Here is a 26,621-nt window from a genome sequence, read left to right on the forward strand (position 1 = left end):
GTGTCCTTCGCTCCCATTCGCGCCCTCCCCCTGACGCGGCCGCCCCGCCATAGTGGCCCTCCGTCACGAGGCGGTCGGGGGAGGGGCAGGCGTGGGGAAGAAGCGCGGTGCTGGTGAGGGCGGGGTTTCCGAGTCGGAGCGGCTGCTCTTCGGGGGTCCCCTGCGGTACGACATGGGGTGGAATCAGCATCGGGACGCCTTCATGGAGCTGAGCTTCCGGGCCATGGTGACTCGGTTGCCGTCGCTGTTGGCGTCGAGTTTCCGGCTCGCCTGGCAGGCCGATCGGCGGGCCGCGCGGACCGTGCTGGTGGCCGAAGTGGGGAGGGGGCTCGGACAGGCGGTCGGGCTGCTCGCCATGAACAGTGTGCTGGGGCGGCTGATCGGGGGCGGGGCGCTGGAGGAGCGGTTACGGGGTGCCGTGCCCGCGCTTGTGGCCATGGCCGCCGTGATGGTCGTATCGACGTTGCTGCGGGCCGCTTCGACGTACGCCACCGGGCGACTCGAGCCCAAGGTGGAGCGGGTGGCGACCGAGCTGTATCTGGAGCGGGCGGCGGCCGTGGAGTTGGCCGCGATCGAGGACCACGCCTTCCACAAGTTGCTGGACACCGCGCAGTACGGCGCAGGGGCTGCCCGCCGCATGATCGCGTACAGCACCCGCGTCGTGAACGCGGCCATCTCGCTGATCGCCGCGGCCGGTGTGCTCACCGTGCTGCATCCCGCCCTGCTCCCTCTCCTCGCCACCATGACGCTGCCCAGCGCCTGGAGCGCCCTGACCAACGCACGGCGGCGCTATGAGTCCTTCCACACCTGGGTGCAGCACTCCCGCGCCGGCCATCTGATCAGCGGACTGCTCACCGAGCCCGCCGCCGCGCCCGAGATCCGCGTCCATGGCGTCGGGCCTTTCCTGCTGCGCCACTACCGGGCCATGTCGGAGACGGCGGAGGCCGAGCAGGCGCGGCTGGCCCGGCTGGCGGCGCGTACGGGGCTCATCGCGGCCGGGTGGACGGGGCTCGCGACCGTCGCGACGTACGCCACGCTGGGCGGGCTGCTGCTCGCCGGTGCGATGGCGCTCTCCGTGGCGGGTACTGCCGTTATCGCCATCCGCACGGGCTCGTCGAGCCTGGACAGCCTCGTCCTTGAGGTCAACGCCCTCCACGAGGAGGCGCTCTTCGTGGGCGATCTGCAGCGGCTGTACGTCGAGGCGGCCGAACGGGCGATTCCGGTCGGTGGGGCCGCTCTGCCCGAGGAGCCGCAGGAGGTCCGCTTCGAGAACGTCAGCTTCTCCTACCCCGGCGAATCCGCCCGCCCCGCCCTCGACGACGTCACGCTCACCCTCCCCCTCGGCCGGATCGTCGCGCTGGTCGGCGAGAACGGCTCCGGCAAGACGACCCTGGTGAAGCTGCTGGCGGGCCTGTACACCCCGGACCGGGGCCGCATCCTGTGGGACGACGTCGACGCGGCGGGCGCCGACCGGCACCAACTCGCCGAGCGCATCGCGATGGTGGCCCAGGACTTCAAGCGCTGGCCGTTCACCGCCCGGGTCAATGTGGCCGTGGGCCGTTCCTCCGCGCCCCTCACCGAGGAACGGCTGGCCGCCTCGCTCGCCGAGGCCGGGGCCGAGGACGTGATCGCCGATCTGCCGCGCGGCCTGGACACCCTGCTGGCCCGTCAGTTCAGCGGCGGGCACGAGCTGTCCGGCGGGCAGTGGCAGCGGCTCGGGATCGCCCGGGCCGCCTACCGGCGCGGCCACATCCTCATCGTGGACGAGCCGACCGCGGCCCTGGACGCACGGGCCGAGCTGGAGGTCTTCGAGAAGATCCGCGCCCTGGCCTCCGCCGGGCAGACGGTCGTCCTCATCACGCACCGGCTGGCGTCCGTACGCCATGCCGATCTGGTGCATGTCCTCGACCAGGGGCGGCTGGTGGAGTCCGGCACACCCGACGAACTGCTGGCCACCGGCGGTGTCTACGCCGAGCTGTACTCGCTCCAGGCGGAGCAGTTCACGACGCGGGTGCCCGCCCCGAAGGCGGGCTGAGCGTCACGAGGCCGTGGCGGGAAGCGCACCGACCCTCACGAGGGCCGGCGGCGGAGCGCACAGGCCCTCGCCTCACTCGTGTCTCTCGCGTCCCTCGTCTCACGCGGCGGCGTCGACCGCGACGTCACCGCGGACGATCACCAGGAAGGCGTCCGTCGCAAGGTCCATGACGACCTCGGCGGGCAGACCCTCCATCCGCCGCGCATGCGCGAACTCCTCCGCCGGCCACGATCCTCGCGGCCCGCCCGCGGGAAAGCGTTCGAGCACTGTTCGCCCGTTCACCATCCTGCACCTCCAGAAAGCGTCGTACTTGTAGGAGTTAACGCCTGCCGGGGGTGAAACGCCTCGCCCGGTGACGGGACTGAGACGTAGTTGACACTCGTTCACCGCGGTGTGTGAGCGTCCGCTCACTCTCGATGATCAACTGCTACGCCCCGTACCACTCGTCACACTCACCGTGATGGCGGATGGGTTCACTGCCCGCAGGCTCCCCAAGAGCCGACGCGCGCCCCTCGGGCTCCTCACACCCCGTACGTCACCGGGAGCGCGAGCAGGCCACGCGCGCGCAGGGAGCGGCGCCACCGGAGGGCCTTGTCCGCGAGGCCAAGGTCAAGGTCGAGGTCAAGGTCGAGGTCGGGGAAGCGTTCCAGCAGCGCGACTAGGGCGATCTCGGTCTCGGCACGGGCCAGCGGGGCGCCGAGGCAGTAGTGGATGCCGTGTCCGAGTGCGAGGTGGCCGGAGGCGTCGCGGGCGAGGTCGAGGTGGTCGGGGTCGGGGAAGCGGGCGGGGTCGCGGTTGGCGGCGGAGAGGGAGAGCAGGACGGTGTCGCCGGCGGGGACGGTGACGCCGCCGATGGTCACGTCCTCGGTCGGGAAGCGGCGGATGGCGAGCAGGGCGGGGCCGTCGTAGCGGGCGAATTCCTCGACCGCGGCGGGGACTTGGGACAGGTCCTCACGCAGGGCGGCGAGTTGCGCCGGATGGCTGAGCAGCGCGAGCACGGCGTTGCCGATGAGCTGCACGGTGTTCTCGTACCCGGCGAAGAGGATGAGGAAGGCGAGGGACATCAGCTCGTCCTCGCTCAGCCGGTCGCCCTCGTCACGGACCGCGATCAGGTCGGAGAGCAGGTCGTCGGCGGGTTCCTCGCGCTTGTCCGCGAGGAGCCGGGTGAAGAAGCCGAGCATCGCCACCACCGCCTCCTTCGCGGCCTGCGGTCGCGCGGGGTCGGGGGCGACCAGGGCGTCGGTCCACTCCCGGAAGTCCCGTCGGTGTTCGTCCGGGACGCCGAGGAGGTCGCAGATGACGGTGATGGGGAGGGGCGCGGCGTAGGAGGCGATCAGGTCGGTGGTGCCGTGCGGGCCGAGGGCGTCGAGGAGACGGTCGGCGGTCTGTCGTATGGGCGCCCGGAGTTGAGCGATGCGGCTCGGCGTGAAGGCGCGGCCGACCAGGCGGCGGATGCGGGTGTGGTCGGGCGGGTCCATGTTGAGGAGGTTGGCGTCCAGGGCGGGAGGAAGGGCGAGGCCCCGGTAACTGCCGGGCGTCGCATGCCTCTTGTCCAGGGAGAGGCGGGGATCGGCGAGGGCCTCGCGGACGTCGTCGTACCGGGTGACGAGCCAGGCGGGACTGCCGTCGGGACCCGCGATGCGGTGCACCGGCGCGGTGTCGCGCAGGCGCCGGTACACGTCGTACGGGTGGTCGATGAGGCCGTCGGCAAGATCCATGGGCCTCAGACTAGATTCGGGCCGGACATCGGCGCCCGCCGGCAGTGCGCTCTCGGACTATGCGTCGTATTCCTGGATGCGCTTGCCGTGACTTCGGTCCAGGAGCGCGGGCATCCGCTCCCCCAACTCCCCCACCACCGCGGGTACATCGATGGTCAGCAGCTCCCGGTCACGCATGAGGACCCGCCCGTCGACGATGGTCGTGCGGACGTCGGAGGAGCGGGCGCTGTGCACGAGCGTCGCGGCGAGGTCGTGGACGGGCTGGGTGTGCGGGCCGGTGAGGTCGACCAGGATGATGTCGGCCCGCCGACCGGGTGCGATGCTGCCGACCACGTCACCGAGTCCGACCGCACGGGCGCTCTGCAGTGTGGCGTGGTGCAGGGCTTGACGGGACGTCAGCCAGCGCGGATCGCCGGTGGTCGACTTCTGGATGAGGGCGGTGAGGGCCATCGACTCCCATACGTCGAGGGAGTTGTTGGAGGCGGCGCCGTCCGTGGCGAGGCCGACGGGGATGCCGATGTCGTGCAGGGCGCGTACGGGTGTGGTGGTGGACCACGCGAACTTGAGGTAGCCGCGGGGGGCGGTGGCGACGGCCGTATGTCCGGAGGCGGCCCGCAGGACCGGCAGATCACGGTCGAGGATGCCCGTGCCGTGTGCGATGAGGACGTCGACGTCGAGGATTCCGGTGCGCTTCAGGACCTCGATGGGGGTCACGCCGTGGCGGGCGAGGCTGGTCTCGGCCTGGTCGCGGTTCTCGGAGGCGTGGAGGTGGACGGGGAGGCCGTGCTCGCGGGCGAGTTCGGCGGTGGCGGCCAGGTCGGCGTCGTCGACCGTGTAGGGGGCGTGCGGGGCGAGGGCGGTGGTGATACGGCCGTCGGCGCCGCCGCGCTGCCGCAGCGCGAACTCCAGTGATTTCTCCCGGCCTTGTGGACCCTGGGAGGAAAAGTAGGCCTCCCCCAGGTGGGCGCGGATGCCGCATTCGTCGACCACGGCGGCGACGGCGTCCATCGAGAAGTAGTGGTCGGCGAAGCAGGTGACCCCGCCGCGGATCATCTCGGCGCAGGCGAGCCGCGCCCCCAACTCCACGTCCTTCTCGGTGAGGTTGGACTCGACGGGCCAGACGACGTCGTTGAACCACTCCTCGGTGGGCAGATCCTCGGCGACACCGCGCAGGGCGACCATGGGGGCGTGGGTGTGGCAGTTGACGAGGCCGGGGAGGGCGACCTGGCCGACTGCGTCGAGGCGCTCGACGGCGGGCCGGTCGCGCACGGCGTCGGCGGTCGTGACAGCCTCGACGACCCCGCCCCGTACGACAATCGCGGCATTGTCCTCGAACCCGATCCGCTCTTGGTCGTCGTGCACGAGGACGGTGCATCCGGTGATGACGAGGTCGGCGGGAGCTTCTGCGGGAGAAGGCGTCATCACGCCAACGTACGTCGCGGTCGGCGGGGCGCGTGAGGTGAACCGCGCATCCGGTCCCGGGACTGCGGGCCACCGCGCCGACGTCAGCCCGTGAGCGGCACGTCGGGGGCCTCGGGGCCGCGTAGTCCGACCTGGTCGCGCTCCCAGGCGAGCTCGTGCAGCAACTCGGTGAGGTGGGCTGTGTGCCAGGCGGTGAGCCGGCCCGCGTCGTCGAGGTGCACGGCGCACGCGGTGGTCGTGTCGACGAGCTGTTCGAGGGTGGCGACGACGTCGTCCGCGCCTGCCGTGTGCCGGGCGAGGGCGGGGAGTTCCGCGGCTGCGAGCGCGATGGCGGTCCGGGCCTCGGCGAGCGTGCGGTAGGCCTCGCGGCGAAGCGTCCATCGCAGCGCACGGTCGCCGGAACGGCCGGGGCCACGGCCGTCGGACGGGAGCGGGGTACGGCCGTCGGACGGGAGCGGAGTACGGCCGTCGGACTGGCTCAGCGCCTGGGAGTCGGCCTCGCGCAACACATGCGTGAGGTACGCGTGTGCGGCCCGGTTGGCCGCGGCGAGTCGTGATCGCACAGCCCCGCCCCGCTGCCCCGGCATCGGCAGATGCCCTACGACCAGCACGATCGCGCAGGCCAGCAGCGTCTCCCCGATGCGGCTCGCGGAGGCCTGCGGCTCGCCGCCGACCATCACCAGGGCGAGCACGAGGACGGTCACGACGGCGGTCTGCGCGGCGAAGTGCCGAGTGGCGACGGGGATGAGGGCACCACTGAGGGCCACCAGTGCGATGAGCCCTTCCGGCCGGGGCAGCACGGCCGCGAAGCCCGCGAAGAGAAGGGCTCCCAGCACCGTGCCGGCAGCCCGGCACAGCACCCGGGACACGAGCGGCCCGAGGTCGGGCTTGACGAGGAAGACGGCGGTTGCGGGCAGCCAGTACCAGTGCTCGTGCTGCCCGTACCACTGGGCGTGGTGCAGGGCCTGGGCGATGGCGGCGCTGGCCCCGAAGCACAGCGCGACGCGCAGGCCGTACTCCCGCCCGCCGGCCCCGAACACGGAACGGACCAGGTCCCTGGCCGTACGGCGCCGGGTGTGCAGGTCGCTGTCGCCCCGACCCCGGTCGAAGGCCTCGGCGGCATGCAGCAGGGCGTCGTCGAGGGCGCGCAGGGCGGGCGCGGACCGGGAGGGTGCGGGGAGGGGGCCGGTGTGGGTGTTGCCGCGTACGGCGGCGGCGAGGCGCCGGGGGCCTTCGGCGGCCCGGGCCGGCACCGGTTCCCCGGCCCAGGCGAGCGCGGTGGCGGCCTCGGCAAGGGGAAGGGCAGCCGCGTACTGCGCGTGCAGCCGCCGCTCGGCGGACGAGGAGGCGTAGCGTCGCAGCCGGGGCCCGGTCAGGGCGTCCTGCGCATGATCGAGGGCGGCGGTGAGCGCGGCGCGCCTGGCGGTGGCCTGCTCGCTGCCCGCGGCGTCGAGAAGCTCGCCGACGGCGTCGTACACGGCGGCGACGGCGTCCCGCTCCCCGTCGAACCGGAAGTCGCCGGCGAGGGAACCGGGCGTGGGAAGCACGAGCCGCACCGCGAGCAGCCATACGGCACCGGCGAGATAGGCGAGCGCCCGCTGCCACCCGGCCTCGGGCAAGGGCATCCCGGCCCCGATGGCGGAGGCGACGAGCAACTGCGTACCGGCGCCGGACGCGACGGGTCCGACGGCACTGATGCCGCCGGCGAAGAGCCCGAGGCCGGTGAGGAGGAGCGTCAGCGGGACGGCACCGACGTGCTCCCCGGCGTACGTCCCGACGAACAGCCCTGCCGCTCCGGCCAGCGCAGGCACCCCGAGCCGCTTGACGGAGGCACGGCGACTGCCGGGGCGGTCGTTGATGCCGGCGAGCATGGCGGCGATGGCGGCTACGACGCCGAGGGAGACGCGGCCGGCGAGGACCGCGGCGAGCAGCAGGGGCCCGGCGGCCAACGCCCCTCGCACGACCGCACTCCAGGGAACGGGGCCGCGCTGGGTACGCAGGGCGTGGGCGAGCCAGGGCGGAAGGGTGAGGGACGGCACTGCACGGCGGGCGGGGCGGGACACGGGGCTCCTGTCGGGGCGAGGGCGGGGGTGTGCCTTCGGGCGACGGTGGCCGGGCTTCGGGCTGTGGTGTCCACGGTAGGGCGGGCTCTTGGAGGGGATGGGACGCTGACGTTTCGGGGATGTGACGATGCGTGGAAACGCCACGTTCTTTATGAACGCAACTGCGGAAGCTGGCGATGCGGGGAGAAAGGGCCGCGAGGTCAGTTAGGGGCCGGAGAAGCCGTTTCGTCGGCCTTGATGTCGAAGTTGATCTGGTCTCCCTCGACCGAGGACACCGTCACCGTCACGCCCAAGGTGCTGCCGTCGCCCGCAGTGAGCGTGCACCGGGTTGTCGTACTGACCTTGTAGCTGCCGAAGTGGCCGCGGACAACCGGGCGTTGGCCATGAGGGGGGCTCCGGCCTCAATGATCAAGACAAGAGGACGGGGGGGGGAAGCATACGCGTTGCCCTCAGCCCATCGCCCGCTCGAACAGCACCTCCGCGTCCGCGACCGCCTCGCACAACTGGTCAGGACGCACACCCAGCGACCCTATGACGCCGTCAACGCCCCGCAGACCCGCCCGCTCCAGCAACCGCTTCTCGTTCGTCACCCACTCCCCCCGCCCCGCCAACACCGCATGCCCGGTCTGCACGGCAGCCGTGGCAATCGCCCCCGCGACTTCGGTGAGCCGGCCCGCCGGAGCATGGTTGGCCTTCGCGTACGCCAACGTGGCCCGGGCCGTGCCGTACCAGCGCTCGCTCGCCGTGCGCCGCAGCTTCTCCGGATAGCCGGCCGGTCGCGGCAGCGCGCCCCGCAGCACCTGGTTGATCGCCAGCTCCGCGACGACCAAGTAGCTGGGAATCCCCGCGAGATGGAACAGCAACGGCTCCACCCGGAACCGCCCCTCCTCCGCCTCGGCCAACTCCCGTTCCACGACGTCGAGATCGCGGTAATGAACGTCGACGCGCCGCCCGTCGATCGTGAGCCACGCGCCCCCGTTGAAGACACCGCCGCCCCAGCCGCCGACCTCCGACACCTCGGCACCTGGGAGCCGGCCGACGCGGAGCGCAGCGCGGCCTGGGAGCTGTACCTGGAGCTGGTCACGCGCGTGCCGGTCGAGGAGCTCGACCCCGACGAGGGCTTCCTGCGCCAGGCGCTCTCCTCCCTCTACACCTGCTTCAACACCACCCGCGAGATCCTCCGCCGCTACGGCCCCGACGTCGCGCCTCCCCTCGCCCCGGGCCACGTCAGCTTCGGCGTCCTCGCCGTGACCGTCCTCAACCGCGTACTGCGTCCACTCCTCGCCCAGTGGCCCCGCCTCACCGCCTACGAGTCCCAGCGGCCGACGGGACGCGATCCCGTCGTGTACGAGCGGGAGTGGGAGCACGCCGAGGCCCTGCGTCGCGAGATCGCTGCCGTACGTCAGACGCTGGTGTCGCTGGCGCGGACCTTGCAGGAGGTGGCGAACGTCAGCGACCTGATCGACTTCCGGCGCCGCGTGCGCCACGTGCACCGGGAGCCCAGGCGGATTGGGGCACCCCACCCCGGCAGTTCAGAGGGGTCCTGACGTCCGGAGTGACTGAATCGCGCCGACGGTTCGTACGGGCTGCGTGAGCCGCCCGGCGGTCGGGCGCCTTCGCCGGTGATTGTCAGTGGTGCGCGTTATCAATGGAGTCGTCACTCAGTGTAATGACGACGGGGGAGGCATTGATGACGACGCACGAGAAGATCCCAGAGAACCAGAACCAGAACCAGAGCCAGGAGCAGCCGCAGCCGCAGCCGCCCCGCAGCCACCTCTCCGCCGCCGGCCTACGAGCTCGTGGATGGACACCCGGCATGGTGCGTCAACTGCTCGGCGAACCCGATCTGCTGCGGGTCAACCCGCACTTCCACTCTGCCCCGCAGACCCGCCTCTACAGCGTCGAGCGCGTAGAAGCCACTGAGCGGAGCGAGGAGTTCCGGGCCGCTTCCGCGGTCGCCGCGCGGCGATCCGCCGCGGCACGCGCTGCCGCGCTGCGCATGCGGCGAGAGGTGCTGGCGCGGATTGCCGCGGAGCCCATCGACGTCCCTCTGCTCGCCCCGGACAGGCTGGCGGCACTGGCGGTCGAGCACCGCAATCGGCTGGACGGGGAGCGGGCCCTGTGGCGCTGGAGGCATGTGGCGACTCCCACCACGGTCGACAGTGCGGAGCCCTGCGCGCTCGACCGCTGGAAGGTCGACTACCTGCGCCATCGGCTGACTCGCTACGACGAGATTCTCGACGAGCTGTACGGACGCACCGGACGCGCGGCAGCCGAGGAACTGCTGCAACGTCGGGTCTACGCGGCCATCTCCAAGGCGTACCCGCACCTTGCACAGGAGTGCGAACGTCAGTTGCGTGAACGGGAGTGTGGTCAGTCGCCGGAATGACATCCCGCGGTGGAGTTCTCGAGTCGGCGAGTCGACGCGCGGTCGCGTCCCTACGCTCCGGGCACATGAAGGATGATCAAGTCGCCCGGGTGCACGAACGCCTCGCGGCCCGCCCCGAGTTGTGCCCCGTCGCCTTCGGGGAGGGCCGCCGCTTCGGGCTCTGGGACCTCGCTTCCCTCACCGAGGGCGCCCTCGGTGAGTGCGTCGACCCTGTTTCGCTCACCGTGTCCAGCGAGAAGCGGTGGCGGGTCCGACTGGGCTCGGACGGGCGTGAGCACCGGCGCGACGGCGACTTTCGCAGGCGGTACTGGATTCGCTCCCCCGGAAGCCGTAACGGGAGCGGGCCCGTGGGGACCATCGCCGTCGACACCTGGCCCGTGGGCGTGGGCGCGGTGCGTGTCACGTCGCTCTACGTCCATCCCGTCGCCCGTCGGCAAGGAGTCGCCTCCGCCGCACTGGACATGGTGTACGACGCCTGCCGTGCCGAAGGGCTGCGTGGCTTCCGCCTGGACACGCACTGGACCTGGCAGCCGACGGTGCGCTACTACCTCGGGCGCAGACTGTGGGTCACGTCGTGGAAGCACGCGCTGGGGTTCGCCCAGCTGTCGGATCTGCCTGCGTATGCGGTCCGGGAAGGCGAAGGCGGTGAGGTGACGTTCCTGGTGGCCTGCGCCGACGGGGAGTCGATCCCGCTTCTCGTCGCCGGGAACGACGGCGGGCGGTTGCGGCTTCGGGAGACCGAGCAGTACCGGCGTATGAGGGACGAGCGTGATGCCGTACGGGTGTACGCGCGCGCGACTCTGGCGTTGCATCTGGCCGTGCGCGGGCGGCCGTTGGTGCGTGGAGAGGAGGAATGGACCAAGGCCCACTGGTCATGCGACATCGGGGAGCCGGAGGGGCTGGCGTACAAGATCGGAGTCTTCGAGCGGGTGGCACGGGACAGTGGCTGGCGGGTGGAGAGTCCGTACACGGTCATGTCCATGCGCCAGGACGGGGTTTGACAGGGAAAGGGAAATTGGGATGCGGGTGTGGGCCCTGGCCCCGGATGATCGGCAGCCGAGGAACTGCTGCGATTCGCCGTACGACGCACGAACTGGCAGGAAAGCCCCAGGAGGCCCCATGATCCGTCGCGTCACGTCCCCCACCCTCTTCCCACCCCCCACCTACTCCCACGCCTCCGTCGTCGAGGCCGGCACAAAGCTCGCCTTCCTCGCCGGCTCCGTGCCGCTCGACGCCGACGGGAACCTCGTCGGCGAGGGGGACCCCGTACGGCAGGCCGCGCAGGTGATCGCCAACCTTGAGGAGCAACTGCGGGCGATCGGCAGCGACTTGGCGCATGTCCTGTCGACCGACGTATACGTCGTGAGCAGCGAGACGGCGGTGCTGTCCGCCGTCTGGGAGGTCGTCGAGGCGTCGGGGCTGAGCGCCGGTCCTCACTCGTCGACGCTGCTCGGGGTGGCCTGCCTCGGATACCCGGGGCAGTTGGTGGAGATCACGGCCACGGCCGTCGTTCCGGAGGAGGGGGTACAGGGATGAGCTCTGTCGCCCTGCGCCGCGCCACCGCGACCGACGCCGGTGCCGCCGCCGACGTCTGGCTGCGGTCCTTCGCCGCCGCCCTGCCCACCGTCGTCCGGCCTCGCTCCGACGACGACGTACGGACGTACTTCCGGGAGGTGGTGGTGCTGCTGCGGGAGACCTGGGTCGCCGAGGCAGCCGACCGCGTCGTCGGTCTCATGGTGCTCGACGGCGACCAGCTCTCCCAGCTCTATCTCGACCCCGACTGGCGCGGCCTCGGCATCGGCGACCGCTTCGTCGACCTCGCCAAACAACGCAGCCCGGGCGGGCTGAGCCTGTGGACCTTCCAGGTCAACAAGCCCGCCCACCGCTTCTACGAGCGCCATGGCTTCGTCGCCGTGGAGCACACGGACGGCAGCGGGAACGAGGAACAGGAGCCGGACGTGCGGTACGTCTGGCGTCCCGGCCAGGGGTGATCACTCCCGCGGCCGCCCCCACACCCGCCGCTTCGGCAACGGCTTCGCATAGCTCCCCGCCCGGCTCGTCGTCAGCCCCAACTGCACCAGCGACTCGGCGAGTTTGACGGCGGCTCCCACGCCGTCGACCACCGGAACCCCCAGCTTCTCCCCCACGGTCCGCTGCAGGCCCGTCATCCCGGCACACCCCAGCACCAGGACCTCGGCGCCCGCGTCCCGCGCACGTTCGGCAGCCGCCAGGAAGGCGGACTCCGTGCGCTCACCGTCCTCCAGCTCCAGCACCCCGAGCCCCGTACCGATCACGGCGACGCAGTTGCGGCCCACCCCGGCCGTCTCGAGGCTGTCCTCGATCTGCCCGCACGACCGCTCCAGCGTGGTCACGACCCCGTACCGCCGGCCCAGCAGGCACGCCAGGTGGGCCGCCGCCTCCGTGATGTCGACGACCGGTACGTCCACCAGCTCCCGGACGCCCTCCCGCCCGTGCTCCCCGAAGCCGGCCATGACGACCGCGTCGTACGCGGGGCCCTCGTACGTCCGCAGCGCGTCCATGACGGCCGCCGCCGAGAGGTAGCTGTCGAGCCAGCCCTCCGCGGACTCGGGCCCCCACGCGGGGGTCAGCCCGAGCACGGTGGTGCCCGGGCCTGCAGCGGCCCGGGCACCTCGTACGATCTCCTCGGTCATCTCCTGCGTGGTGTTGCAGTTGGTGACGACGATCCGCACGTCCTTCAGACCTCCCGCGTCACGGACTCGTCGACGGACCCGGTGACGGACGCGGTGACGGACCCGCTGGCCGACTCGGCGCGCTCACCGCGGCACAGCACCAGGTACAGCCCCGCCGCCATCGCCGTCCCGATGAACCACGAGTACGGCGCCACATCGCTGAACGTCTTCACCAGCGCCAGCACCGCCGCGACCCCCGCCGCCGGCAGGAACGCCCACAGCGCCTTGGGGTTGACGCCCTTGCGGTAGTAGTAGCGCGAGCCGGGCTCGGCGGAGAAGAGCTCGTTCACGTCCACGCGGCCGCGCTTGACCAGGAAGTAGTCGACCATGATCACGCCGAACAGCGGGCCGAGGAAGGCGCCCAGGCCGCCCAGGAAGTAGTTCACGACCGTCGGGTTCGAGAAGAGGTTCCAGGGGGTCACGACGAGCGCCGCGACCGTGCTGATCATGCCGCCGACCTTGAAGGTGATCTTCTGCGGCCAGACGTTGGCCAGGTCGTACGCCGGTGAGACGAAGTTGGCGACGATGTTGACGCCCATGGTGGCGATGGCGAACGTCAGGGCGGCCAGGACCAGGATCCAGGTGTTGCCCACCTTGGCCACGAGCTCCGCCGGGTCCGTGATGGCCTCGCCGAACACCTCCAGCGAACCGGCCGTGACGATCACCGAAACGACCACGAACGCCGTCGAGTTGATGGGCAGACCCCAGAAGTTGCCGCGCTTGACGGTTCGGTAGTCCGGCGCGAAACGCGAGAAGTCACAGAAGTTGAGCATCAGCGTGCCGTACGTGGCGAGAATCAGGCCGATCGCGCCGAACCACTGCCGCCACTGCTCGCCGACGGAGACCGGGTGCGGGGTGCTCGTGAGCGAGATCGTCCAGCCGGCCTTGGCCAGGATCCAGACCGCCAGCGCGATCATCACCACCCAGATCGCCGGACCACAGAAGTCCTGGAACTTGCGCACCGACTCCATGCCCTGGCTGATGATCAACGCCTGGATGAGCCAGAGGGAGAGGAAGGAGACCCAGCCGAGCGCGTGCAGGCCCAGGAAGGAGCTGTGCGTCCAGGACTCCAGGCCGGGCCAGGCGGCCAGCAGCATCACGTTCACCGCGACCGAGGCCAGATACGTCTGGATGCCGTACCACATGATGGCGATCACGGCCCTGATCAGCGCCGGGATGTTGGCACCCCAGACGCCGAAGCTGATGCGGCTGACCACGGGGAACGGGACGCCGTGGCGCTGGCCGATCTTCCCCATCCAGTTCATGCCGATGTAGATGATCACGAAGCCGACGAGCAGGGAGGTGAAGACCTGCCACACGTTCATGCCGAGGACGAGCAGACCGGCCGCGAACGTGTAGTTGCCGAGGTTGTGGACGTCGGACATCCACAGGGCGAAGAGGTCGAAGACCTTCCAGTTGCGCTTGCCCGCGGGCGCGAGATCTTCGTTGGTGAGCCTGGGATCGGGGACGAACGCTGGTGTGCCGGTGACTTCGGCACGGTCGGCGAGGGACACGGGGCCTCCAGGAGCCGGGGGACGGAGGACTGCTTGTGGAGGGGATTGCTCATGGGGGGTGTTTGGTATACCAAACTGCGGACATAGTCCTCCCGTCAACAGTTCTGACCGATGTCGCTCTTGTTAACGCTCCGTAAAACACACCCCGGGTCGGCCAAAATGGCCCCATGAGCTCCACGACGAAGATCGAACCCATCGGCGCGGTACGGGAACGCGTCCTGGCGACCCTGCGGCAGGACATCATCGTGGGCCGCCTCCGGCCCGGTGACCGGCTCGTCGAGCGGGAGCTGGCCGAGCGCCTCGGGGTTTCGCGGGTGCCCGTCCGCGAGGCGATCCGGGCCCTGGTCACCGAGGGCTTCGTCCACTTCGAGTCGGCGCGCCGCACGGTCGTGCGCCGGCTGACCCCGGCCGACGTCAAGGAGCTCTTCGAGCTGCGCGAGGCCCTGGAGGTGTACGCGGCGGGACTGGCCGCGTCCCGTGCGACACCGGAGGACCTGGCCGAGGTCGAGCGGCTCCTCGACCGGGCGGCCACCGCGACCGAGGCGGGCGACGCGGAGACCATCACCGACATCAACAGCCGGCTGCACGACCGCATCGTGGCCATGGCGGGCAACAAACTGCTGATCGAGGCCCTGGAGCCGGTCGCCGGCCGCCTGCGCTGGATGACCCGGCGGAACGAGGAATGGCCCCAACTCCTCGTGGAGCACCGGGAGTTGTACGAGGCGATCGCCTCCGGAGACCCGAACCGCGCCCGCGCCCACGCACTCACCCACGTGCAGACCAACTACCGCTCGACGGTACGGCAGCTGTTCGGGGACGAAGCCGGTCAGCCTCCCGCCACCGGGCGACCGTAGCCGTCGTACGGCACGCCTTCCTACGGCATCCCCGGCACCCCCGGTGTCTCCGGCATCCCCGGCATCCCCGGCACCCCCGGTGTCTCCGGCATCCCCGGCAGCCCTGCCGCCTTCGCCGCCGTACGCAGCACCTCCCGCAGCATCGCGGGCGTCAGCCTGCCGGTGAAGGTGTTGCGCTGACTGACATGGAAGCACCCGAAGAGTTCGAGCCCGCAGAGCCCGTCGTGCCCGCCGAGCGCTACCCGTGCCCCGTGCGCGAAGGCGGGCCGCGGCCGGGGCACGCTCCACCCCGTCTCCGCCAGCGCGGGAAGCGTCGCCTGCCAGCCGAAGGCGCCCAGCGCGACGATCGCTCGTACCGTCGGCCGCAGCAGCCTCAGCTCCTGCACGAGCCAGGTCCGGCAGGTCTCCCGCTCGCTGGGGGTGGGTTTGTTCGCGGGTGGGGCGCAGTGCACGGGGGCGGTGACGCGTACGCCGTACAGCTCCAGGCCGTCGTCGACGGCGACCGACGTGGGCTGCGAGGCGAGGCCCACGTCGTACAGCGCCTGGTACAGCACGTCCCCTGAGCGGTCCCCGGTGAACATCCGGCCGGTGCGGTTGCCGCCGTGCGCCGCCGGGGCGAGCCCGACGATGAGCAGCCGGGCGTCCGGCGGGCCGAAGCCGGGCACCGGGCGGCCCCAGTACGTCTGGTCGGCGAAGGCGGCGCGCTTGGTGCGGGCCACCTCCTCACGCCAGTCCACCAGCCGCGGACAGGCCCGGCAGCCCGCGATACGCCGGTCCAGATCAGCGAGGGCATCCACAGCTCCACCGTAAAGCCGTCTGCGCCGCTCACGGGGACTAAGGTCGAGGCATGGCTTCCGAGGACGACGAGGAGAAGAGCGGCTACACGGCCGACGCACAGCCGGACCCGACGCAGGCACAGCCGGACCCGACGAGCGCGGACGCGACGCACGCGGAGCCGACCGTCCCGGCCGTCGACCCGAAGATCGCCGCCGCCGTGGCAGCCGCCGAAGCCGCCGGCCCGCAGAGCGGCGAGCCCGTGCGGATCGACAGCTGGATCTGGGCCGTACGTCTGGTCAAGACCCGCTCCCTGGGCGCCGCCGCCTGCAAGGGCGGGCACGTGCGCGTGAACGGCCACAACGTGAAGCCCGCCCACTCGCTGCGCATCGGCGACGAGGTGCGCGTGCGGCAGGAGAACCGGGAGCGGATCGTCATCGTCAAGCGGCTCATCCGCAAGCGGGTCGGCGCACCGGTGGCGGTCCAGTGCTACGTCGACAACTCGCCCCCGCCCCCGCCCCGCGAGGCCGTCGCCCCGGCCGGCATCCGCGACCGCGGCACGGGCCGGCCGACCAAGCGGGACCGGCGCGAGATGGAGCGGCTGCGCGGGCTCATGGGCGGGCCGAAGCATCCGGACGGCCGGTGACGTACGGCGTCGGCATACGGCGGTGGCGTCCGGTCCGGGCTGCTTCGCCCGCCGGACGCCACCGTTGCCGTATACGGCACGTCAGTCCCGTCGTCGCAGCAGCCGCAGGAGCTCCGTGTTGGAGTCGCGCCGCGCCCAGGCGATCAGGGCGAACGGCACGATCAGGATGAGCGGTGTCGCGGCGTACTGTGCGTCGAAGGCGGCGATCTGGACGACGAACGCGCCCACCATCAGTGCGATGAACGCCATGGCCGCCACCGACTGAAGCACCGGGATCAACAACGCGATCGCCCCGGCGAGTTCGAGGGCACCGATGGTGTACATGCCCGCGCTGCCCCAGCCGAGCTCGTCGAACATGTCCGCCGCGGAGGAGTGCGCGATCAGCTTGGGCACGGCGCTGGCGATGCCCATGAAGAGCGCGAGCAGCACCTGCAGGCCGCGCAGCGCGATACGGGCCCGGCGCCCGCGGGCGGTAGTGGACTCGGCGACGAGGGTGCCGGTGGAGGCGGACGTGACGGGGACGGAGCTCTCGGACATGGGGGTCTCCTGTGTGAAGCGGTGGTCCGTGGTGCTGTCACAGAGGTAGACCGGGGCTCGCCGCGGAACTCATCGCCGTACGGACGGAATTATCGAAGGAATGACCGACGGAATTTCACCCGCGTCCGTCGAACGGCAGCCACCCGTGCCCGATGTACCAGTGCCCACCCGCCCGCAGATGGTCCCCGACGGCCCGCTCCACGGCCGTGCGGCGCGGCAGGCTCTCGACCGGCAACTCCGGGTCTCCGAAGACGAATTGGACCGGCTCGGTGTCGGCCGGTTCGGCGTCCTCGCGGGCGACGCTGAAACGCTCCTGAAACCGGACGATGTTGGAGTCCTCGGGTAGGTATTTCCTGAGCTGTGGGTCCAGCAGCCAGGAGTGGCAGGTCAGCGTCCGGTACCGCTCCTCGGGGAAGTGGAGGGCGAAGAACTCCCTGGCGAGGGCCAGGGACCGGTCGACGGCGGCCGGGGACAGCGGCCCGTGGAAGTCGGGGATGTGCAGGTTGAGGCAGCGCGAGTGCGGGCCCACGTCGAGCCCGGCCGCCGCGAGCCGCGTCCCGGTCCGCTGCCCGAGCCGCGCCCGCTCGAACTGCAACCGCCCCAGCTGGTACAGCTCGCCGCGGAAGTGATGGGTGAGCCACCAAGGAGCCTGCACGCCCACCCGGCCGTACCGTCTGCGGTACACGGCCATGTTCCGCCCGAGATCGACGAGGGTGCGCCGGGAGACGTCGGCCGGGATGCCGCGCTCGCGGTGGTACGCGCGCGTGTACGGCAGTGCGGCGACGAACACGTACACGGGGAAGCAGCGCTGCAGGGCGCCCGAGGCCCAGTCGAGGTCGGGCAGGTCGACGGGGTGGCCGACCTCCCCCATCCCCTGGACGAGCTCGTCGACGGACCGCTCGAGGATCTGCCGCAGCTCTGGGTCGTCCGTCGCCCGTCGGCCCATCCGTACGAGGTCATTGATGTCCTCGTGGGGTACGCCGAGGTCGAGCAGTACTTCGGCCAGTTCATCGGTGTCCGGCAGCACGAGGCCCCCTGTGAGGAGTACGAGGAGTACGTTTCAAGGAGGAGTGGTGATCCCGATGCGTACGGGCAGTGAGCCGACGACGGCACGCAGTGCACTGCGGGCCCGCTTCTGGCTGTGCGTGTGGGGCCTGGTCTGGGCGATCTTCGGTACTGCCGCGTTCGCGCTCGCGGGCCGTCCCGGCTGGGCGGTGGCCTGCGGGGTGCTGTGGCTGGTGATCACGATCGACATGGCCATGGTGCTCAGGCACATCCGCCAGGGCCCGCACTACCAGCCGGGCCGCGACATCCCGCCGTATCGCCCGCCCGAGAGCCGCCCCTACCGGCCGCCACCGCCGAAGGATCGCCACCCCTAGTCGCACCGGCAGATCCGCCGCCCCCTCTCGCCGCTCACGCGTCGAACCGTGCTGCCTTGAGGTAGTCCGGGTTCGGGTCGAGCGCGGCCGCCAGCCGGAAGTGGCGCTTGGCCTGCTCGGGCCGGCCCTGGCGCTCGTAGGTGCGACCCAGCGCGAAGTGCGCGAACGCGTTGTCCGGCTCGCGCTCCAGAACGATGGTGAACTCCAGCTCGGCGGGCCGCAGTTGCGCGGCGGCGAAGAAGGCACGCGCCCGCAGCAGCCGGGCGGCGGTGTTCTCCGGGTGCACGGCGATGACCCCGTCGAGCAGCTTCACCGCGCCCCGCGGGTCCCGCGCGGCGAGCAGATGCTCGGCGGCGCGGAAGTCGATGACATGCGTCTCCGGGGTACGTCCGGTCGAACCGCTGGTCTCGGGCACGGCAAAGTCCTTCCCTCACTGCAGGAGTTCAACGCGCGAACGCCGTGCCCCTATTCCTGCGACGACCGGGGCTACCGGCTCCCCTGTGCCCCGTGGGCCCGCCGCACGAGCTCGTCCCACACGTCCTTCACACGCCGCTGAAGCTCTTCCAGTGGTACGTCGTTGTCGATGACGATGTCCGCGATCTCCCGGCGCTTCTCACGGGTCGCCTGCGCGGCCATACGCGCGCGTGCGTCCTCCTCGGTCATGCCGCGCAGCCTGACGAGCCGGTCGAGCTGGGTCTCGGGGGCGGCGTCGACGACGACCACGACGTCGTACAGCGGCGCCAGGCCGTTCTCCGTGAGGAGGGGGACGTCATGGATGACGACGGCGTCCTCGGCGGCCGCCTCTTCGAGTTCGCGGGAGCGGGCGCCGACGAGGGGGTGAACGATCGAGTTCAGTACGGCGAGTCTGTCGGGGTCCGCGAAGACGATCGAGCCCAGCTTGGGCCGGTCCAGACTGCCGTCCTCGGCGAGCACCTCCTCGCCGAACGCCTCGACGACGGCGGCGAGGCCGGGTGTGCCGGGCGCGACGACCTCGCGCGCGATGCGGTCCGCGTCGATCAGCACGGCTCCGCACTCGACGAGCAGCCGCGACACCTCGCTCTTACCGGCTCCGATGCCCCCGGTCAGGCCCACCTTCAGCATGACGGGAAGCTTAGGCCCTGCCACCGACAACGCACCCGGCAGGACCAGCCCCCTCCGTCAGCTGTCGCCCTCCCGCTCCGCCAGGAACCGCTCGAACTCCTGCCCGATCTCGTCGGCGGACGGGATGTCCACGGGCTCGGCGAGCATGTTGCCGCGGATCTCGGCGCCGGCGATCGCGTCGTACTGGTGCTCAAGGCCCTCGACGAGGTTGGTGAGCTCCTCGTCGCCCTCGCGGATCTGGCGGTCGATCTCGTTCTGCGTGCGGTGGGCCTCCGTACGCAGGGAGTGCGCGATGCCCGGCAGGACCAGTCCGGTCGCCGCCGTGACGGCCTCCAGCACGGTCAGGGCCGCGTCCGGGTATGCGGAGCGGGCGATGTAGTGCGGGACGTGCGCGGCGACGCCCAGGACCTCGTGCCCGGCCTCCATGAGCCGGTATTCGATCAGGGACTCGGCGCTGCCGGGCACCTGCGCCTCGTCGAAGGGGCTGCGGTGGCCCGGGACGAGGTCGGTGCGGTTGCCGTGCGGGGTGACGCCGACCGGGCGGGTGTGCGGGACGCCCATGGGGATGCCGTGGAAGTTCACCGACAGGCGTACCCCGAGCCGCTCCACGATCTGCTGTACGGCGGCAGCGAAGCGTTCCCACTCCACGTCCGGCTCGGGCCCGGACAGCAGCAGGAAGGGCGCCCCGGTGGCGTCCTGCACGAGCCGCACCTCGATGGCGGGCACCTCGTACTCGGTCCAGCGGTCGCGCTTGAACGTCAGCAGCGGGCGGCGGGCGCGGTAGTCCACCAGCCGGTCGTGGTCGAAGCGGGCGACGAGCTGGTGGGGCAGCGACTCCAGGAGCCCCTCGACGATCTGGTCGCCGGTCTCACCCGCGTCGATGTATCCGTCGAAGTGGTAGAGCATGACAAGGCCGGCCGACTCCTGGGCGAGCGCCATGTCGACGACAGCCAGGCCCTTCGGCTCCCATGCGTACAAACCCTGCGGATCAAGCACTGTGACCGCTCCTCCTCGTGTCCGTACGTCACAACACCCTTACGGGCGCGGGCATTCCCGGAGGAGAAGGCCATGATCTTGAGGACGGCACGGGCAACGCCGCCAAGGAGCGCGAGGCTGTATCGATTTGCGGCTCCGCCGCGTGGGCGCGACAAGCCCCCACCGGCCCGCAGCCGAAACACGACCCAAAAACGCCTGAGGGACCGCACCCCGAAAGGTACGGTCCCTCAGTCAGCTGCTAAGCCTCAGCGAGCCAGCGTTCAGCTCTGGCCACCCGCGAGCTTCTCGCGGAGCGCGGCCAGCGCCTCGTCCGAGGCCAGCGCGCCGGAGTTGTCCGGGCCCTCGGAGGAGTACGAACCGCCACCGGACGCGGCCGGAGCCGCAGCCTCGCCGCCCTCGGCCGCAGCAGCGGCGTCGGCCTCGCGGGACTTGATGACCTGCTGCTGGTGCTGCTCGAAGCGCTGCTGCGCCTCGGCGTACTGGTGCTCCCACGCCTCGCGCTGGGTCTCGTAGCCCTCGAGCCAGTCGTTGGTCTCGGGGTCGAAGCCCTCGGGGTAGATGTAGTTGCCCTGGTCGTCGTAGGACGCGGCCATGCCGTACAGGGTCGGGTCGAACTCGACCGTCGCCGGGTCGGCGCCGAAGGCCTCGTTGGCCTGCTTCAGCGAGAGGCTGATGCGACGGCGCTCGAGGTCGATGTCGATGACCTTGACGAAGATCTCGTCGTTGACCTGGACGACCTGCTCCGGGATCTCCACGTGGCGCTCGGCCAGCTCGGAGATGTGGACCAGACCCTCGATGCCCTCGTCCACGCGGACGAACGCACCGAACGGAACCAGCTTCGTGACCTTGCCGGGCACGACCTGGCCGATCTGGTGGGTGCGGGCGAACTGCTGCCACGGGTCTTCCTGCGTCGCCTTCAGCGACAGGGAGACACGCTCGCGGTCCATGTCGACGTCGAGGACCTCGACGGTGACTTCCTGGCCGACCTCGACAACCTCGGAGGGGTGGTCGATGTGCTTCCAGGAGAGCTCGGAGACGTGGACCAGACCGTCGACGCCACCCAGGTCCACGAAGGCACCGAAGTTGACGATCGAGGAGACGACGCCGGAACGGACCTGACCCTTCTGGAGGGTCGTGAGGAACGTCTGGCGGACCTCGGACTGGGTCTGCTCCAGCCAGGCACGGCGGGACAGGACCACGTTGTTGCGGTTCTTGTCCAGCTCGATGATCTTGGCCTCGAGCTCCTTGCCCACGTAGGGCTGGAGGTCGCGAACGCGGCGCATCTCGACCAGGGAGGCCGGGAGGAAGCCACGGAGGCCGATGTCGAGGATGAGACCACCCTTGACGACCTCGATGACGGTACCGGTGACGATCCCGTCCTCTTCCTTGATCTTCTCGATGGTGCCCCAGGCGCGCTCGTACTGGGCGCGCTTCTTCGAGAGGATCAGGCGGCCTTCCTTGTCCTCCTTCTGGAGAACAAGGGCTTCGATCTCGTCACCGACGGCGACGACCTCGTTCGGGTCGACGTCGTGCTTGATCGAGAGCTCTCGGCTCGGGATAACGCCTTCGGTCTTGTAACCGATGTCGAGCAGGACCTCGTCCCGGTCGACCTTCACGATGACGCCGTCGACGATGTCGCCGTCGTTGAAGTACTTGATCGTCTCGTCGATCGCGGCGAGGAAGGCTTCCTCGTTACCGATGTCGTTGACCGCTACCTGCGGGGTGGTTGCGGTGGTCTCGGTGCTGCTCGTCATGTGGGAAAGGGCTCCGGTACGGACATTGAAGTCGTAGGTACTGCTACGCCGGGAGCCCGTATCGCTCTGAAGAAGCCGGACAGCCAAGGAAGCGCCTCACCAACGCTGGTGATGCGCCTCGAAAACCGAGGGGACATACAACAGATGCGAGCGCAGCCTGCTACGTCTGAGGTGCGCAGGCCCGCAGCGCAACTTGTAGCATACGGGGGCAGCCGGGCAGGGTCAATGCGCGAAGGCGCACACCCGGGGCGGATCGCCGCATACCCGGCACAAAACCTGTCTCCTGAGGCCACGCAGGCCTTGGAACGCCTCTTGCGTGACACCACCGGGAGGGGCCGCGCCATTCAGGTGACGGAAGAGTACGACGAGGGAGCCCATCATCCAAGAGCCCGTATCGCCCGAGATCGCGTCCGACGCGTCCTCCGACGACGACCTCGAAGCGGAGGCCACCCGGCGCGACGCCGGCGTCGCGGAGAGTTCCCGAGCCAACCGGGGCTGGTGGGACCGCAACGCCGACGAGTACCAGATCGAGCACGGCACGTTCCTCGGCGACGACCGCTTCGTGTGGGGCCCCGAGGGCCTGGACGAGGTGGAGGCCGAGCTGCTCGGCCCGCCGGAGGACCTCAAGGGCAAGGACGTCCTGGAGATCGGCGCCGGAGCGGCCCAGTGCTCGCGCTGGCTGTCCGCGCAGGGGGCCCGCCCGGTCGCCCTGGACATCTCCCACCGCCAGTTGCAGCACGCCCTGCGCATCGGCGGCGCGTTCCCCCTGGTCTGCGCCGACGCGGGCGCCCTTCCCTTCGCCGACGCCTCGTTCGACCTGGCCTGCTCGGCGTACGGGGCGCTGCCGTTCGTCGCCGACCCGGTGCTGGTGCTGCGGGAGGTGCGGCGGGTGCTGCGCCCCGGGGGCCGTTTCGTGTTCTCCGTGACCCACCCCATCCGCTGGGCCTTCCCCGACGAGCCGGGCCCCGAGGGTTTGTCCGTCTCCGCGTCGTACTTCGACCGCACGCCGTACGTGGAGCAGGACGACGAGGGCCGAGCGGTGTACGTCGAGCATCACCGCACGGTCGGCGACCGGGTGCGGGACGTCGTGGCAGCGGGGTTCCGGCTGGTCGACCTGGTGGAGCCGCAGTGGCCCGCCTGGAACACCTCGGAGTGGGGCGGCTGGTCGCCGCTGCGCGGGAACCTGATCCCGGGAACGGCGATCTTCGTCTGCGTACGAGACTGAGAGCGTGATCCGCTACGACGCCCTGGACTCGCTGCCCGTACGCGGCGCCCTGCCCGGTCTGACCGACGCCCTGGACTCGCAGGGCAGCGCGGTGCTCGTCGCGCCGCCCGGCACCGGCAAGACCACCCTGGTGCCGCTGGCGCTGGCCGGGCTGCTCGGCGGGGGACCGGCCAGGCGGGTCGTCGTGGCCGAGCCGCGGCGGATCGCCGCACGGGCCGCGGCACGGCGGATGGCGTGGCTGCTGGGCGAGAAGGTCGGCGAGAGCGTCGGCTACACCGTGCGCGGGGAGCGGGTCGTCGGGCGCCGCGCGCGCGTGGAGGTCGTCACGACCGGTGTGCTGCTCCAGCGGTTGCAGCGCGACCAGGAGCTGGCGGGCGTGGATGTGGTGGTGCTCGACGAGTGCCATGAGCGGCATCTGGACGCGGACACGGTGGCGGCGTTCCTGTGGGACGTACGTCAGACCCTGCGGCCGGAGCTGCGGCTGGTGGCCGCGTCGGCGACGACGGACGCGCAGGGGTGGGCGCGGCTGCTGGGCGACGCGCCGGTGGTCGAGGCGGAGGGCGTGTCGCATCCCGTGGAGGTGGTGTGGGCGCCGCCGACGCGCCCCGTACGGCCGCCGCACGGCATGCGGGTCGACCCGGCGCTGCTGACGCACGTGGCGTCGGTGGTGCGGCGGGCGCTGGCCGAGCGGGCGGGGGATGTGCTGTGTTTCCTGCCGGGGGTGGGCGAGATCGCGCGGGTGGCCGGGCAGCTGGGGGGCCTTGGGGACATCGAGGTGCTCCAGGTGCACGGGCGGGCGCCGGCGGCGGTGCAGGACGCGGTGCTGGCGGGCGGGGAGCGGCGCCGGGTGGTGCTGGCGACGTCCGTGGCGGAGTCGTCGCTGACGGTTCCCGGTGTGCGGGTCGTCGTCGACTCGGGGCTGGCCCGGGAGCCTCGCGTCGACCACGCGCGCGGGCTGAGCGCCCTGACGACGGTGCGGGCCTCGCAGGCGGCCGGGCGGCAGCGGGCGGGGCGGGCCGGGCGTGAGGCGCCGGGGGCCGTGTACCGGTGCTGGGCGGAGGCCGAGGACGCGCGTCTGCCTCGTTTCCCGTCGCCGGAGATCAAGCTGGCCGACCTGACCGCCTTCGCGTTGCAGGCGGCGTGCTGGGGCGATCCCGAGGCCACCGGGTTGGCTCTGCTGGATCCGCCGCCGGGTGGGGCCATGGCAGCGGCGCGGGCCGCTCTCGCGGGAGTGGGCGCGGTGGACTCCGTGGGCAGGGCCACGGAGCGGGGTGTGCGGCTGGCTCGGCTGGGGCTGCATCCCCGGCTGGGGCGGGCGCTGCTGGACGCGGGTGCCTCGGACCGGGTCGCGGAGGTCGTGGCGCTGCTCAGTGAGGAGGCGCCGCGGGCGTACGGGGACGATCTCGCCGCTGCGTTGCGCGCGGCCCGGAGCGGGGGCGACGCCTATGCGACGCGGTGGCGCGCGGAGGTGCGACGGCTGCGAGCCATGGCCACGGAGGCCGCCGACCCGCCCGCCGGTGGCTCTCCTGCCGCACAGCCCGGGGAGCACGGCCTTGTCGGGCTCGTTGCCGCCCTCGCCTTCCCTGAGCGCGTCGCCAAGGCCGACGGCGGCTCCTACCTCATGGCCTCCGGCACTCGCGCCGAACTCTCCGACGGCTCCGCCCTGTGCGGCGCCCCCTGGATCGCCGTCGCCGTCGCTGACCGGCCCGTCGGCAAGGGGCACGCGCGTGTGCAGCTCGCCGCCGCGATCGACGAGGACATGGCCCGGTCGGCGGCGCCGTCGCTGCTCTCCGAGGCCCAGGAGGTCCACTGGGCCGACGGGGATGTCGTCGCACGGCGCGTGGAGCGGCTGGGGGCGATCGAGCTCGCGGTGCGGCCGTTGCGCGACGCCGACCCCGTCCTCGTACGGAACGCGCTGCTCGAAGGTCTACGGCAGGAAGGGCTCGGCCTGTTGCGCTGGTCCCCCGACGCCGGCGTACTGCGGCAGCGGCTCGCCTTTCTGTATCGGCAGCTCGGTGCGCCCTGGCCCGACGTCGCCGACGACGCGCTCCACGCGCGCGTGGACGAGTGGCTGGAGCCCGAGCTGAGCCGGGCCCGGCGGCGGGCCGATCTCGCGCGGATCGACGCCGGGGAGGCGCTCGCCCGGCTGCTGCCGTGGGCTTCCGGGGAGGCCGGGCGGCTCGACGAGCTGGCGCCGGAGCGGATCACCGTACCCAGTGGGTCCAGAATTCGGATCGACTACGGCAACCCCGAACAGCCCGTCCTCGCCGTGAAGTTGCAGGAGATGTTCGGGCTGCAGGAGTCGCCCTCCCTCGCCGGGGTGCCGCTTCTCGTCCATCTGCTCTCCCCCGCCGGGCGGCCCGCCGCCGTCACCGCCGACCTCGCCTCCTTCTGGAAGGACGGCTACAAGGGCGTACGGGCGGAGCTGCGCGGCCGCTATCCCAAGCATCCGTGGCCCGAGGACCCGGCCGGCGCCGAGCCGACCCGGCACACCAACGCCCGGCTCAGGCGGTGATCGGTTCGGGCTCGGTGTCCTTCGTGGGTTCCGGGTCGCCGGGGCGGCGGCCGCGTGCCTCCAGGTAGAGGGAGAGCGCCAGGAGCAGCAGTCCCAGGGTCAAAAAGCCCCACGGGAGATACGACGTCATCAGCAGGACCAGCGTGCGGTTGGACTTGACCAGGTCCACCGTGTGGTCGATGTAGTCCTCGCGCATCTTCACGTGGCCCGCGAACGCCGTCACCTTCTCGCGGCCACCGAGCAGGGTTCCGCCGCGCAGCTCCTCTTTGTGGATCTCCTCGCCGTAGACGGGCGCGCCGGTGAGGGGTTCGACCCAGAACTTGCGGACCGTGGTGTACCAGCGGGTCGTGCCGGTCTTGGCCACCGACTCCGGGGTGATGCCCTCGACCGGCATGGTCTTGGGGAACCTCACCTTGGTCCACGGGATGGTCTGCTCGAAGTAGTAGACGTCGACGCCTCGGAAGTTCTGGGTGCCCTTGTAGTGGATGGGGGCGGTGATGCGTGCCTGGGCGTCGAAGTACTCGTAGTCCCGTTTCTCCGTCAGGAAGGGCCACTTGAACTCGATGCCCTGCCGCTTCACCGGGTCTCCGTCGACCATCTCTCCGGTGGCGTGGACGGGTTCCTGGGTGTGGGCGTCGAAGATGTAGCGCTCGGGGATCTTGGAGACCATCTTGCCGTCGGGGCCGACGACGTACGACAGGCCGTCCCAGACCACGACGTCCCTCCCGGCCGTCTTCTCGATCTTCTCCGACGCCTCCACATTGCCCTTCAGGGTCTGCACGATGGTGACCTTCGGGACCTTGCGGGCCTTCATCGTGCCGTAGTCGAGAAGGGTCGCGTCCTTCGCCTCCAGGACCATGTCCTGGTACTGGTCGGCCGGGATCTTGGCCAGACGCGGGAAGGCGTACCAGCGCACCAGCGGGGACAGCGCCGCGAAGAACACGGCGAGAGCGAGCAGGATCAGGCCGGCCTTGCGGCGCATCTCGGC

At 71.2% G+C, this 26,621-nt stretch carries 25 protein-coding genes and 2 pseudogenes; 11 read left to right on the forward strand and 16 right to left on the reverse strand.

Features of this window, described 5'->3' with window-relative positions; all coding sequences use genetic code 11:
* The first annotated feature begins 91 nt into the window (after positions 1-91).
* Complete coding sequence (locus EHO50_RS07460; RefSeq protein ID WP_128429071.1) at positions 92-2,035, forward strand: ABC transporter ATP-binding protein; 1,944 nt, start codon at positions 92-94, stop codon at positions 2,033-2,035.
* Between the two features lie 99 nt (positions 2,036-2,134).
* Here the strand turns inward: EHO50_RS07460 and EHO50_RS07465 are convergent, their stop codons facing one another.
* From EHO50_RS07465 to EHO50_RS07490, 6 genes and pseudogenes are all read right to left on the reverse strand, one after another.
* Positions 2,135-2,320, reverse strand: coding sequence for a hypothetical protein (locus EHO50_RS07465; RefSeq protein WP_181449573.1), 186 nt, complete (start codon positions 2,318-2,320; stop codon positions 2,135-2,137).
* A gap of 236 nt (positions 2,321-2,556) precedes the next feature.
* A complete protein-coding gene (locus EHO50_RS07470) occupies positions 2,557-3,753 on the reverse strand; it encodes a cytochrome P450 family protein (RefSeq protein ID WP_128429072.1) in 1,197 nt (398 codons plus the stop codon).
* Between the two features lie 57 nt (positions 3,754-3,810).
* Entirely contained in the window at positions 3,811-5,175 is a 1,365-nt protein-coding gene (locus tag EHO50_RS07475; protein WP_128429073.1) for an amidohydrolase, read from the reverse strand.
* An 83-nt stretch (positions 5,176-5,258) separates the two neighbouring features.
* Positions 5,259-7,238: an FUSC family protein gene (locus EHO50_RS07480; protein ID WP_164904780.1), complete on the reverse strand. Its 1,980-nt coding sequence runs from the start codon at positions 7,236-7,238 to the stop codon at positions 5,259-5,261.
* 200 nt (positions 7,239-7,438) lie between these two features.
* A pseudogene (locus EHO50_RS44830) lies at positions 7,439-7,582 on the reverse strand (DUF4333 domain-containing protein); the annotation flags it as partial.
* Between the two features lie 105 nt (positions 7,583-7,687).
* Positions 7,688-8,257 (reverse strand): annotated as a pseudogene (locus EHO50_RS07490) (nucleotidyltransferase domain-containing protein); the annotation flags it as partial.
* Here EHO50_RS07490 and EHO50_RS07495 point away from each other — a divergent pair.
* The 5 genes from EHO50_RS07495 (at position 8,171) to EHO50_RS07515 (ending at position 11,618) form a co-directional block, all read left to right on the forward strand.
* Entirely contained in the window at positions 8,171-8,785 is a 615-nt protein-coding gene (locus tag EHO50_RS07495) for a hypothetical protein (protein ID WP_246101067.1), read from the forward strand. The pseudogene EHO50_RS07490 and the gene EHO50_RS07495 overlap by 87 nt on opposite strands.
* A gap of 143 nt (positions 8,786-8,928) precedes the next feature.
* On the forward strand, positions 8,929-9,627 hold the full coding sequence (locus EHO50_RS07500) for a hypothetical protein (protein ID WP_246101061.1): 699 nt from the start codon (positions 8,929-8,931) through the stop codon (positions 9,625-9,627).
* Positions 9,628-9,692: 65 nt separating this feature from the next.
* Positions 9,693-10,628: a GNAT family N-acetyltransferase gene (locus tag EHO50_RS07505; RefSeq protein WP_164904781.1), complete on the forward strand. Its 936-nt coding sequence runs from the start codon at positions 9,693-9,695 to the stop codon at positions 10,626-10,628.
* A 118-nt stretch (positions 10,629-10,746) separates the two neighbouring features.
* Positions 10,747-11,163 (forward strand): RidA family protein, encoded by a 417-nt coding sequence (locus tag EHO50_RS07510; RefSeq protein ID WP_128429075.1) that lies wholly within the window; start codon positions 10,747-10,749, stop codon positions 11,161-11,163.
* Positions 11,160-11,618, forward strand: coding sequence for a GNAT family N-acetyltransferase (locus EHO50_RS07515; RefSeq protein ID WP_128429076.1), 459 nt, complete (start codon positions 11,160-11,162; stop codon positions 11,616-11,618). The genes EHO50_RS07510 and EHO50_RS07515 overlap by 4 nt, the downstream gene beginning before the upstream one ends.
* Here EHO50_RS07515 and EHO50_RS07520 read toward each other — a convergent pair whose 3' ends face one another.
* Together EHO50_RS07520 and EHO50_RS07525 are read right to left on the reverse strand one after the other, a co-directional pair.
* Positions 11,619-12,338 carry an aspartate/glutamate racemase family protein gene (locus tag EHO50_RS07520; RefSeq protein WP_128429077.1) on the reverse strand — a complete coding sequence of 240 codons (720 nt, stop codon included), beginning with the start codon at positions 12,336-12,338 and terminating at the stop codon, positions 11,619-11,621. It abuts the gene before it with no gap.
* Between the two features lie 5 nt (positions 12,339-12,343).
* Positions 12,344-13,852, reverse strand: coding sequence for an NCS1 family nucleobase:cation symporter-1 (locus tag EHO50_RS07525; protein ID WP_128429078.1), 1,509 nt, complete (start codon positions 13,850-13,852; stop codon positions 12,344-12,346).
* A 167-nt stretch (positions 13,853-14,019) separates the two neighbouring features.
* Here EHO50_RS07525 and EHO50_RS07530 point away from each other — a divergent pair, with 167 nt between their 5' ends.
* Positions 14,020-14,706 carry a GntR family transcriptional regulator gene (locus EHO50_RS07530; protein WP_128429079.1) on the forward strand — a complete coding sequence of 229 codons (687 nt, stop codon included), beginning with the start codon at positions 14,020-14,022 and terminating at the stop codon, positions 14,704-14,706.
* 20 nt (positions 14,707-14,726) lie between these two features.
* On the opposite strand, the gene EHO50_RS07540 is transcribed toward EHO50_RS07530, so the two are convergent.
* Positions 14,727-15,503, reverse strand: coding sequence for a uracil-DNA glycosylase (locus EHO50_RS07540; protein ID WP_167517971.1), 777 nt, complete (start codon positions 15,501-15,503; stop codon positions 14,727-14,729).
* A gap of 50 nt (positions 15,504-15,553) precedes the next feature.
* Between EHO50_RS07540 and EHO50_RS07545 the strand changes: the two genes are divergently transcribed.
* Positions 15,554-16,126: an RNA-binding S4 domain-containing protein gene (locus EHO50_RS07545; RefSeq protein WP_128429080.1), complete on the forward strand. Its 573-nt coding sequence runs from the start codon at positions 15,554-15,556 to the stop codon at positions 16,124-16,126.
* A gap of 81 nt (positions 16,127-16,207) precedes the next feature.
* On the opposite strand, the gene EHO50_RS07550 is transcribed toward EHO50_RS07545, so the two are convergent.
* On the reverse strand, positions 16,208-16,663 hold the full coding sequence (locus EHO50_RS07550; RefSeq protein ID WP_128429081.1) for a DoxX family protein: 456 nt from the start codon (positions 16,661-16,663) through the stop codon (positions 16,208-16,210).
* Between the two features lie 115 nt (positions 16,664-16,778).
* Entirely contained in the window at positions 16,779-17,690 is a 912-nt protein-coding gene (locus EHO50_RS07555) for an acyltransferase domain-containing protein (RefSeq protein ID WP_128429082.1), read from the reverse strand.
* A 55-nt stretch (positions 17,691-17,745) separates the two neighbouring features.
* On the opposite strand from EHO50_RS07555, the gene EHO50_RS07560 reads away from it, so the two are divergent.
* Positions 17,746-18,042, forward strand: coding sequence for a DUF6343 family protein (locus tag EHO50_RS07560; protein WP_181449574.1), 297 nt, complete (start codon positions 17,746-17,748; stop codon positions 18,040-18,042).
* A 34-nt stretch (positions 18,043-18,076) separates the two neighbouring features.
* Here EHO50_RS07560 and EHO50_RS07565 read toward each other — a convergent pair whose 3' ends face one another.
* From EHO50_RS07565 to rpsA, 4 genes are all read right to left on the reverse strand, one after another.
* Positions 18,077-18,457 (reverse strand): tetratricopeptide repeat protein, encoded by a 381-nt coding sequence (locus tag EHO50_RS07565; protein WP_128429084.1) that lies wholly within the window; start codon positions 18,455-18,457, stop codon positions 18,077-18,079.
* 71 nt (positions 18,458-18,528) lie between these two features.
* A complete protein-coding gene (gene coaE / locus EHO50_RS07570) occupies positions 18,529-19,143 on the reverse strand; it encodes a dephospho-CoA kinase (RefSeq protein WP_128429085.1) in 615 nt (204 codons plus the stop codon).
* Between the two features lie 57 nt (positions 19,144-19,200).
* A complete protein-coding gene (locus EHO50_RS07575) occupies positions 19,201-20,139 on the reverse strand; it encodes a PAC2 family protein (RefSeq protein WP_128429086.1) in 939 nt (312 codons plus the stop codon).
* A gap of 260 nt (positions 20,140-20,399) precedes the next feature.
* The gene (rpsA, locus tag EHO50_RS07580; protein WP_128429087.1) at positions 20,400-21,893 is read right to left on the reverse strand and encodes a 30S ribosomal protein S1; all 1,494 of its coding nucleotides are present in this window, start codon (positions 21,891-21,893) and stop codon (positions 20,400-20,402) included.
* Positions 21,894-22,269: 376 nt separating this feature from the next.
* Between rpsA and EHO50_RS07585 the strand changes: the two genes are divergently transcribed.
* Both EHO50_RS07585 and hrpB read left to right on the forward strand, forming a co-directional pair.
* Entirely contained in the window at positions 22,270-23,118 is an 849-nt protein-coding gene (locus tag EHO50_RS07585) for a class I SAM-dependent methyltransferase (RefSeq protein WP_128429088.1), read from the forward strand.
* Positions 23,119-23,122: 4 nt separating this feature from the next.
* Entirely contained in the window at positions 23,123-25,633 is a 2,511-nt protein-coding gene (hrpB, locus tag EHO50_RS07590) for an ATP-dependent helicase HrpB (RefSeq protein WP_128429089.1), read from the forward strand.
* Here hrpB and pgfA read toward each other — a convergent pair.
* Entirely contained in the window at positions 25,623-26,615 is a 993-nt protein-coding gene (gene pgfA / locus EHO50_RS07595) for a cell envelope lipid trafficking protein PgfA (protein WP_128429090.1), read from the reverse strand. The two genes, hrpB and pgfA, sit on opposite strands and share 11 nt — an antisense overlap.
* Positions 26,616-26,621: the final 6 nt, after the last annotated feature.

Source organism: Streptomyces cyaneus (assembly GCF_004028635.1).
Taxonomy (GTDB): Bacteria; Actinomycetota; Actinomycetes; order Streptomycetales; family Streptomycetaceae; genus Streptomyces; species Streptomyces cyaneus.

Coding starts and splice junctions, on each gene's coding strand:
- EHO50_RS07465 (WP_181449573.1), bottom strand. CDS start 2,320: ATGGTGAACGGGCGAACAGTGCTCGAACGCTTTCCCGCGGGCGGGCCG.
- EHO50_RS07560 (WP_181449574.1), top strand. CDS start 17,746: ATGCGTACGGGCAGTGAGCCGACGACGGCACGCAGTGCACTGCGGGCC.
- EHO50_RS07505 (WP_164904781.1), top strand. CDS start 9,693: ATGAAGGATGATCAAGTCGCCCGGGTGCACGAACGCCTCGCGGCCCGC.
- EHO50_RS07500 (WP_246101061.1), top strand. CDS start 8,929: ATGACGACGCACGAGAAGATCCCAGAGAACCAGAACCAGAACCAGAGC.
- EHO50_RS07530 (WP_128429079.1), top strand. CDS start 14,020: ATGAGCTCCACGACGAAGATCGAACCCATCGGCGCGGTACGGGAACGC.
- EHO50_RS07550 (WP_128429081.1), bottom strand. CDS start 16,663: ATGTCCGAGAGCTCCGTCCCCGTCACGTCCGCCTCCACCGGCACCCTC.
- EHO50_RS07545 (WP_128429080.1), top strand. CDS start 15,554: ATGGCTTCCGAGGACGACGAGGAGAAGAGCGGCTACACGGCCGACGCA.
- EHO50_RS07510 (WP_128429075.1), top strand. CDS start 10,747: ATGATCCGTCGCGTCACGTCCCCCACCCTCTTCCCACCCCCCACCTAC.
- EHO50_RS07475 (WP_128429073.1), bottom strand. CDS start 5,175: ATGACGCCTTCTCCCGCAGAAGCTCCCGCCGACCTCGTCATCACCGGA.
- coaE (WP_128429085.1), bottom strand. CDS start 19,143: ATGCTGAAGGTGGGCCTGACCGGGGGCATCGGAGCCGGTAAGAGCGAG.
- EHO50_RS07495 (WP_246101067.1), top strand. CDS start 8,171: ATGAACGTCGACGCGCCGCCCGTCGATCGTGAGCCACGCGCCCCCGTT.
- pgfA (WP_128429090.1), bottom strand. CDS start 26,615: ATGCGCCGCAAGGCCGGCCTGATCCTGCTCGCTCTCGCCGTGTTCTTC.
- EHO50_RS07515 (WP_128429076.1), top strand. CDS start 11,160: ATGAGCTCTGTCGCCCTGCGCCGCGCCACCGCGACCGACGCCGGTGCC.
- EHO50_RS07470 (WP_128429072.1), bottom strand. CDS start 3,753: ATGGATCTTGCCGACGGCCTCATCGACCACCCGTACGACGTGTACCGG.
- rpsA (WP_128429087.1), bottom strand. CDS start 21,893: ATGACGAGCAGCACCGAGACCACCGCAACCACCCCGCAGGTAGCGGTC.